General features: G+C 63.5%; 9 protein-coding genes. 8 read left to right on the top strand and 1 reads right to left on the bottom strand.

Annotation, left to right across the window (positions count from 1 at the left end):
* From GIW04_RS25755 to hpaI, 3 genes are all read left to right on the top strand, one after another.
* On the top strand, positions 1 to 669 hold a 669-nt coding region (locus GIW04_RS25755; protein ID WP_236479320.1), incomplete at its 5' end, for an MFS transporter.
* Between the two features lie 11 nt (positions 670 to 680).
* Positions 681 to 1,484 carry a 2-oxo-hept-4-ene-1,7-dioate hydratase gene (hpaH, locus tag GIW04_RS25750; protein ID WP_120248882.1) on the top strand — a complete coding sequence of 268 codons (804 nt, stop codon included), beginning with the start codon at positions 681 to 683 and terminating at the stop codon, positions 1,482 to 1,484.
* A gap of 16 nt (positions 1,485 to 1,500) precedes the next feature.
* Positions 1,501 to 2,301 (top strand): 4-hydroxy-2-oxoheptanedioate aldolase, encoded by an 801-nt coding sequence (gene hpaI, locus GIW04_RS25745; RefSeq protein WP_120248883.1) that lies wholly within the window; start codon positions 1,501 to 1,503, stop codon positions 2,299 to 2,301.
* 124 nt (positions 2,302 to 2,425) lie between these two features.
* On the opposite strand, the gene hpaR is transcribed toward hpaI, so the two are convergent.
* The gene (gene hpaR / locus GIW04_RS25740; protein WP_044269224.1) at positions 2,426 to 2,848 is read right to left on the bottom strand and encodes a homoprotocatechuate degradation operon regulator HpaR; all 423 of its coding nucleotides are present in this window, start codon (positions 2,846 to 2,848) and stop codon (positions 2,426 to 2,428) included.
* A 208-nt stretch (positions 2,849 to 3,056) separates the two neighbouring features.
* Here hpaR and GIW04_RS25735 point away from each other — a divergent pair, with 208 nt between their 5' ends.
* The 5 genes from GIW04_RS25735 (at position 3,057) to GIW04_RS25715 (ending at position 7,229) form a co-directional block, all read left to right on the top strand.
* Entirely contained in the window at positions 3,057 to 4,355 is a 1,299-nt protein-coding gene (locus tag GIW04_RS25735; protein ID WP_120248884.1) for an NAD(P)/FAD-dependent oxidoreductase, read from the top strand.
* Between the two features lie 133 nt (positions 4,356 to 4,488).
* The gene (locus GIW04_RS25730; RefSeq protein ID WP_034134255.1) at positions 4,489 to 4,854 is read left to right on the top strand and encodes a cupin domain-containing protein; all 366 of its coding nucleotides are present in this window, start codon (positions 4,489 to 4,491) and stop codon (positions 4,852 to 4,854) included.
* Between the two features lie 12 nt (positions 4,855 to 4,866).
* A complete protein-coding gene (locus tag GIW04_RS25725; RefSeq protein WP_003192405.1) occupies positions 4,867 to 5,688 on the top strand; it encodes a molybdenum cofactor biosynthesis F family protein in 822 nt (273 codons plus the stop codon).
* Positions 5,681 to 6,484, top strand: coding sequence for an SDR family NAD(P)-dependent oxidoreductase (locus GIW04_RS25720; protein ID WP_003192406.1), 804 nt, complete (start codon positions 5,681 to 5,683; stop codon positions 6,482 to 6,484). Before GIW04_RS25725 ends, GIW04_RS25720 begins: the two co-directional genes overlap by 8 nt.
* Complete coding sequence (locus GIW04_RS25715) at positions 6,474 to 7,229, top strand: SDR family oxidoreductase (protein WP_236270162.1); 756 nt, start codon at positions 6,474 to 6,476, stop codon at positions 7,227 to 7,229. The genes GIW04_RS25720 and GIW04_RS25715 overlap by 11 nt, the downstream gene beginning before the upstream one ends.
* Positions 7,230 to 7,250 lie beyond the last annotated feature (21 nt).

Genomic DNA, 7,250 nt, shown 5'->3' with positions numbered 1-7,250 from the left:
TCGGTGCACTGGCTGACTGCCGAGCAAAAACAGCAACTGCGCACCCAATTGAGCAACGAGGAACAGCGCAAGACCATCACCTCGTTCGGCGGCATCCTGCGAGACCCGCAGGTGTGGCTGCTGGTGGCTGTGTACTTTGCGGTGATGCTGGCGGTCAACACCCTGGCGTTCTGGATGCCCACCCTGATCCACGGCGCCGGCATCGGCCGTGACAGCCAGGTCGGCTTGCTCAGCGCCGTGCCGTACCTGGCCGGCTGCTTCTTCATGCTCGGCTGCGGGCGCTCGTCCGACCGCCACCGCGAGCGCCGCTGGCACCTGTGTGTGCCCCTGCTGATGGCGGCGCTCGGTATCGCCGTGGCGGGCCTGGCGCCCGGCAATGCGTTGCTGGTGATGAGCGGGCTGGTGGTTGCCGGGATGGGCGCAAGCGCCGCGCTGCCGATGTTCTGGCAACTGCCACCGGCGTTTCTTTCCCACACCACCCAGGCGGCGGGCATCGCCATGATCAGCTCGTTCGGCAGTATCGCGGCGTTCCTCGCGCCGTACCTGATCGGCTGGATGCGCGACGCCACCCAGAGCGCCAGCCTGGCCCTGTACGTACTCGCCCTGTTTATCGCCCTCGGTGGCTTGCTGGTGCTGCGCACCCAGGCCGCCATCGTCAACCCACACTAGAGACCGTTGCCATGCTCGACTCCCAGCAAATCCTCGCGGCCGCCGCAAACCTTGACCGCGCCGAACGCAGCCGCGAACAGGTGCGCCAGTTTTCCCTCGACTACCCCGGCATGACGATCGAGGACGCCTACGCCATTCAGCGTGAATGGGTCGCGCAAAAGATCAAGGCCGGGCGCACGCTCAAGGGCCACAAGATCGGCCTGACCTCACGGGCCATGCAGGTGTCGTCGAATATCACCGAACCCGATTACGGCGCCCTGCTCGACGACATGTTTTTCGACGAAGGCAGCGACATCCCCTTCGAGCGTTTCATCGTGCCACGGGTGGAAGTGGAACTGGCCTTCATCCTCGGCAAACCGCTCAAAGGGCCCAACTGCACGGTGTTCGATGTGCTCGACGCCACCGAATGGGTGGTCCCGGCGCTGGAAATCATCGACGCCCGCATCCAGCAAGTCGACCCCCACACCAACGCCACCCGCAAGGTGTTCGACACCATCTCCGACAACGCCGCCAACGCCGGTGTGGTGCTCGGCGGCCGCGCCGTGCGCCCCACCGAGATCGACCTGCGCAAGGTGCCGGCGGTGTTGTATCGCAATGGCGTGATCGAAGAGTCCGGGGTGTCGGCGGCGGTGCTCAACCACCCGGCCAAGGGCGTGGCGTGGCTGGCTAACAAGCTGGCGCCCTATGACGTCACCCTGCTGCCCGGCCAGGTGATTCTCGGCGGCTCGTTTACCCGCCCCGTGGCAGCCCGCCCTGGCGATACCTTCCACGTCGACTACGACCTGCTCGGCTCGATTGCCTGCCGCTTCGTCTGAACCCAGGAGGACTGTCATGGACATGCCTGTCAACCGCTTCAAGCAACGCCTGCACAACCGCGAGGTACAGATTGGCCTGTGGCTCGGCCTTGCCAACGCCTACTGCGCGGAGCTGGCCGCCAACGCCGGTTTCGACTGGCTGTTGATCGACGGCGAACATGCGCCCAACCAACTGGGGGACATGCTCGCGCAGTTACAGGCCATTGCGCCCTACCCCAGCCAGGCGTTGATTCGCCCGGTGATCGGCGACACGGCCCTGATCAAGCAATTGCTGGATATCGGCGCGCAGACGCTGCTGGTGCCCATGGTCGAAAACGCTGCCCAGGCCCAAGAACTGGTGCGCGCCCTGCGCTACCCGCCCCAGGGTATTCGCGGGGTCGGCAGCGCCCTGGCCCGCGCCTCGCGCTGGAACAGCATCACCGATTACCTCGACCAGGCCGATGCGCAGATGTGCCTGCTGGTGCAGATTGAGAATGCCGAGGGCCTGGCCAATCTGGACGCCATCGCCGCCGTCGAAGGCGTGGACGGTGTGTTTATCGGCCCGGCAGACTTGAGCGCGTCCATGGGCCACCGTGGCAATCCGGGGCATCCCGAGGTACAAGCTGCGATTGAGGACGCCATCGTGCGTATCGTCAAGGCGGGTAAGGCCGCAGGGATTCTCAGTGCAGATGAAAATCTCGCACGACGCTATATCGAGTTGGGGGCGACGTTCGTGGCGGTGGGGGTGGACACCACGGTGTTGATGCGGGGGCTGCAAAGCCTGGCCGGGAAGTTCAAAGACATACCTGTGGCTGCCAATACCGGTGGCGTCTACTGAGACTCAATGTGGGAGCTGGCTTGCCTGCGATAGCGGTGCATCAACGACAAATAAGCCAGCTGACCCGGCGCTATCGCAGGCAAGCCAGCTCCCACAGTTGATCGGTGGTGGTTCAGCAATTGAGTCAGCGCTTGATGTTCTTCAAGTCATCCAGCAACCCCAACAAGGTCTGGAATTTCTCTGCGCCCAACTGATCCTGCAAACGCTGATAGTTGGCCTCCATGCACTGGCTCATGGACTCGAAACTCGCCTTGCCCTTGTCCGCCAGGGTAATCAGCACCCGGCGCTGGTCCTGTTCGGCCTTGCGCCGGTGCACCATGCCGGCCGCTTCCATGCGCACCAGCACGCCGGTCATGCTCGGCTTGAGGATGCAGGCCAGTTCAGCCAGTTGATAGATCTCCAACTCACCGTGCTGTTCAAGGATGCGGATGATGCGCCATTGCTGTTCGGTCAGGCCGTGTTCATTCAGGGAAGGACGGAAAAAACTCATCGCGGCCTCGCGCGCTTGCAGCAAGGCCAGGGTCAGGGATTGTCGAGGTGTGGACATAGGGCTCAGGGTCACGAAGTATTTAGTTAATAGTTTAACGAAACTCTAACATTCCCGGCCGGCGAGCGCGCTATAACTTGTGGTGTGCCCGCGCCCGTGGCGCGCTGAATCAAAAACCCGGGCACGCAGGATCAAGACTTCCAGCCCGTCAGGGGCCCTAATGGAGGCATCCGCTTTAGCGCCTTCCTTCACTTTTTCAGGCTGCGCCATGATCAACATCGAAACCCCCACGTACTACACCGCCACCAAGAAATACAACCTCAGCTTCCCCACCCTGGAACAGGATATCGACGCGGACGTCGTGGTCATCGGCGGCGGCTTTTCCGGAATTAACACGGCCCTTGAGCTGGCGGAAAAAGGCATCACCAACATTGTCGTGCTCGAAGCGCGCTACCTGGGCTTTGGCGGCACGGGCCGCAACGGTGGGCAGATCATGGCAGGCATCGGCCATGACCTGGAGAAGATCAAGAAGGACGTGGGCGAAGACGGCCTGCGCCAAGTGTTCGAGATCAGCGACCTGGGCGCCGACATCATCAAGAACCGCATCGCCAAGTACAACATCGACGCAGACTTTTGCCACGGCTACGGCTACATGGGCTTCAACGCCCGCCAGGAAAAAACCCTGCGCGCCTGGGAGAAAGACTTCAAGTCGATCAACAGCCAGCACGAAATCCGCTTTCTCGGCGGCTCTGACGTGCAGCAGATCATCGGCTCCACCGCCTACACCAGCGCCCTGCTGCACATGGGTGGCGGGCATGTGCATTCACTGAACCTGCTGCTGGGCGAAGCCACCGCGCTGGTCAGCCATGGTGTGAAGATCTTCGAGAACAGCCCGGCCCTGGAAGTCAGCTACGGCGAGCGCATCACCGTGCGCACCGGTCGCGGTTCGGTACGCGCCAGCAAGTTGCTGTGGGCCTGTGACAGCTTCCTCAACAAGCTGGAGCCGGAACTGCACCGCTCGACCATCAACACCTACGCGTTCCAGATGATGACCGAGCCGTTGTCCGAGGAGTTGATCCAGCGCATCAGCCCGATCCGTGGGGCCTACAGCGATATCCGCCCGGTGATCGACTACTACCGCGTGACCAACGAAAACCGCCTGCTGTTCGGCGCCGCCACGCCTTTGGTGGAGCACATTCCCGGCGATCTGAAAGCCTGGAACCGCCACCTGATGCTGAAGATTTTTCCCTACCTCAAGGACGTGAAAATCGACCTGGCCTGGGGCGGCCCGATGGCGTGCAGCCCGAACCTGTTCCCGCAGGTGGGCACTTTGCCGGGGCGCAGCAATGCGTTTTTCGTGCAGGGCTATTCCGGCTTTGGCGTCACCCCCAGCCACATCATCTGCAAGGTGCTGGCCGAAGGCATGAGCGAAGGCTCGGCGCGTTATGACCTGGTCAGCTCGATTCATCGCCCCACCATCATCGGCAAGGACGCGATTCGCCCCCTGCTGCTGACGGCGGGCAAATCCTGGCACCAATTATCCGGCTACTGGAACGGTCGCCGCTAACCCCTGTAGGAGCGGGCTTGCCCGCGAAGAACGTCAACGATAACGCGGGCCTTCAGGTAAATCGCGGTGCCCAGACGTTCTTCGCGAGCAAGCTCGCTCCTACAAAAATCTCGTACTTATCGGAGCATCTGCCATGACACTTACCACCCTCAAACACAACGTCCAGCTGTCGGAACTCGACGCCTGGGGCACCGTGGCCGACCTCGGCTCGCAAATCCTCGAAGGCGAAGTACGCGCCTTCGGCAAGATGACTTTCGGCGCGCCCACCGATGCGGTCAGCAGTGCGTACTTCGGCACCACCCAGGGCAAGTTCCGCATGGTCTACCCGTTCGCCGAACAGGCCACGATAGTCACCGGCGAAGTGGTGCTGACCGACGAGTCCACCGGCCAATCCACCCGCTACAAGGCCGGTGACAGCTGGTTCGTGACCAAGGGCACGCCCGTGCTGTGGGAAGTGGTCAGCGAGAGTTTCGTCAAACACTACTTCGCCGTCGTGTAAGGGAGGGTTGCCATGTCGAATTCATCTGACTGGATCACCGTAGGCGCCCTGGCTGAGGGGTTTGCACCCGAGGCGTTCATTCTGCCGAATCTGGCCGACCTGGCCGGCCAGACCTTCACTCTGCACTTTGCCAATGGCTGGCAGATCGAACACCGCTTCGAACAGGAGCGCCTGGCCTGGCACGCCGCCGATGGCCACTCCAGCGGCAGCGCTGCCTACCGCGCCAGCTCGATTCGTCCGGGCCTGTACCTGGTGGACTTTATCAAGCATGAGGCCGGGCAAAGCTGGTCGATCAGCCTGGTGCTGGACACGCCAAATGCCTCCTTTACCGCCGTGATTGGCCGTATGCCAGAACCGGCAGAGACCCACGAAGGCCTGTACCACCGCGCCCTGGCCGGCAAACCGCTGACCTCGGTACAGGTTGACTTCCTCCACGGCAGCCTCGACCGGCCCTGGCAGGATGGCCACTGCCTGCACGCCCCCACCGACGAATTGGTCGGCCTGCGCAACCACTATCGCTACAGCCCCAGCGAGGTCTACGAACACATCTACCTCAACCCGCGGTTCTACGCCTGGCAATGCCTTGAGGGCGTGGAGAAAGGCCTGTGCGACACCGACCGCTGCCATTACTACAAGATCGCCGAACAGCTGTACCTGTTCGTCTGGCAGGAGAAGATCGTGCCGACCCTCGGCCTGGTATTGATCGACCTGCAACAGCACCGCAGCGACGGCAAGATCTTCGGCTATGCCGGGGCGTCCTTCGACGCGCTGTCGAACTTCCCGATCAGTTCCTATTGCCAGGTGCTCAACCACACGGAGTACCCCCGTGACTGAGCCGCGCACGGTGGTGATCACCGGAGCCGGCACCGGCATCGGCGCCGCCTGCGCACGCTTGTACGCACAGGAAGGCGCGCATCTGGTGCTGATCGGTCGGCGTCGTGAGCCGCTGGAACAGGTGGCGCAGGACACCGGCGGGCTGATCCTGGTGGGCGATGCCGCCTGCCCGGACACCTGGGACGGTTTCATCCAACAAATCCGCACCCACTTCGGGCGCCTCGATGTGCTGCTGGCCTGTGCCGGTGGCCACGGCCTGGGCAGCGCGACCCAGACCAGCCCGGCCACCTGGGAAGGCGCGCTGCGCAGCAATCTCGACAGTGCGTTCTACAGCGCTCGCGCCTGCCTGCCGCTGCTGCAGGAAAGCGCCGGGAACATGGTGCTGATTGGCTCCATCGCCTCATTGGCAGCAGGCCCCGAGGTGTGTGGCTACACCACCGCCAAGCATGCGCTGCTCGGGCTCAACCGCTCGCTGGCCCGTGACTATGGGCCCCATGGCGTGCGGGTGAACGCGGTGTGCCCAGGCTGGGTGCACACACCGATGGCCGACGCGGAGATGCAGCCGTTGATGGAGGCGTACGGCGAGACCTTGCAGCAGGCCTATGCGCGCGTGTGTGCCGATGTACCGCTGCGGCGCGCCGCCCGTGCCGACGAGATCGCCAAGGTGTGCCGCTTCCTGGCCAGCGACGACGCCTCGATCATTACCGGCGCCACGTTGGTGGCGGACGGTGGGTCCAGCATCGTCGACGTGCCGACGCTGGCGTTCACGCGCCTGGAGCCTGCCCATGCCCCATGACCTGGATTTCAGCGGCCAGGTCGTGCTGGTCACCGGCGGCGCCCAGGGCATTGGCCTGGGTATCGTCCAGGCCTTTGCCCAACGCGGTGCGCGAGTGGTGATTGCCGACCGTCTGCTTGAACAGGCTGAAGCCGTGACTGCAGGGTTGTGCGCGCAAGGCTATCAAGTGGAAGCCGTTGGCGTTGACCTGGCGGATACCGAAGCGGTGTTTGCTTGCGTCCAAGGCTTGGCGCAACTGGATGTGCTGGTGCACAACGCCGGGTACTTTCCGCTGACCGCCTTTGCCGACATCACCCCAGCGATTCTGGAGCGCACCCTGGCGGTGAACCTGTCGGCGCTGTTCTGGCTGACCCAGGCGGCGTTGCCGATGTTTCGCGAACAAGGCCGGGGTTGCGTGCTGGTGACGTCTTCGGTCACCGGCAATCGGGTCGGTTATCCGGGGCTGAGCCACTATGCGGCGTCCAAAGCTGGGGTGAATGGGTTTATCCGCAATGCAGCGCTGGAGCTGGCGCCGTTGAATGTGCGGGTCAACGGCGTGGAGCCCGGCATGATCGCCACGCCGGCGATGGGCAACCTGGGCGATGCGGCCGTGAATGACAGCATCGCCCGCCGTGTGCCGCTGGGGCGCCTGGGCGCGGCGGCGGATATTGCCGGGGCGATGGTGTTTCTGGCCTCTGACCTGGCGGGCTATATCACCGGGCAGACGCTGGTGGTGGATGGTGGCGCGACGCTGCCCGAAATCTGAAACCCGATCGTTCCCACGCTC

The organism is Pseudomonas sp. PA-4-8C (assembly GCF_021606625.1).
In the GTDB taxonomy this organism is placed as follows: domain Bacteria; phylum Pseudomonadota; class Gammaproteobacteria; order Pseudomonadales; family Pseudomonadaceae; genus Aquipseudomonas; species Aquipseudomonas lactis.
The sequence above is the reverse complement of the archived record's forward strand: the minus strand, read 5'-3'. Positions and strand labels throughout refer to the sequence as shown.

Coding starts and splice junctions, on each gene's coding strand:
- hpaI (WP_120248883.1), top strand. CDS start 1,501: ATGGACATGCCTGTCAACCGCTTCAAGCAACGCCTGCACAACCGCGAG.
- GIW04_RS25725 (WP_003192405.1), top strand. CDS start 4,867: ATGTCGAATTCATCTGACTGGATCACCGTAGGCGCCCTGGCTGAGGGG.
- GIW04_RS25730 (WP_034134255.1), top strand. CDS start 4,489: ATGACACTTACCACCCTCAAACACAACGTCCAGCTGTCGGAACTCGAC.
- hpaH (WP_120248882.1), top strand. CDS start 681: ATGCTCGACTCCCAGCAAATCCTCGCGGCCGCCGCAAACCTTGACCGC.
- GIW04_RS25735 (WP_120248884.1), top strand. CDS start 3,057: ATGATCAACATCGAAACCCCCACGTACTACACCGCCACCAAGAAATAC.
- hpaR (WP_044269224.1), bottom strand. CDS start 2,848: ATGTCCACACCTCGACAATCCCTGACCCTGGCCTTGCTGCAAGCGCGC.
- GIW04_RS25715 (WP_236270162.1), top strand. CDS start 6,474: ATGCCCCATGACCTGGATTTCAGCGGCCAGGTCGTGCTGGTCACCGGC.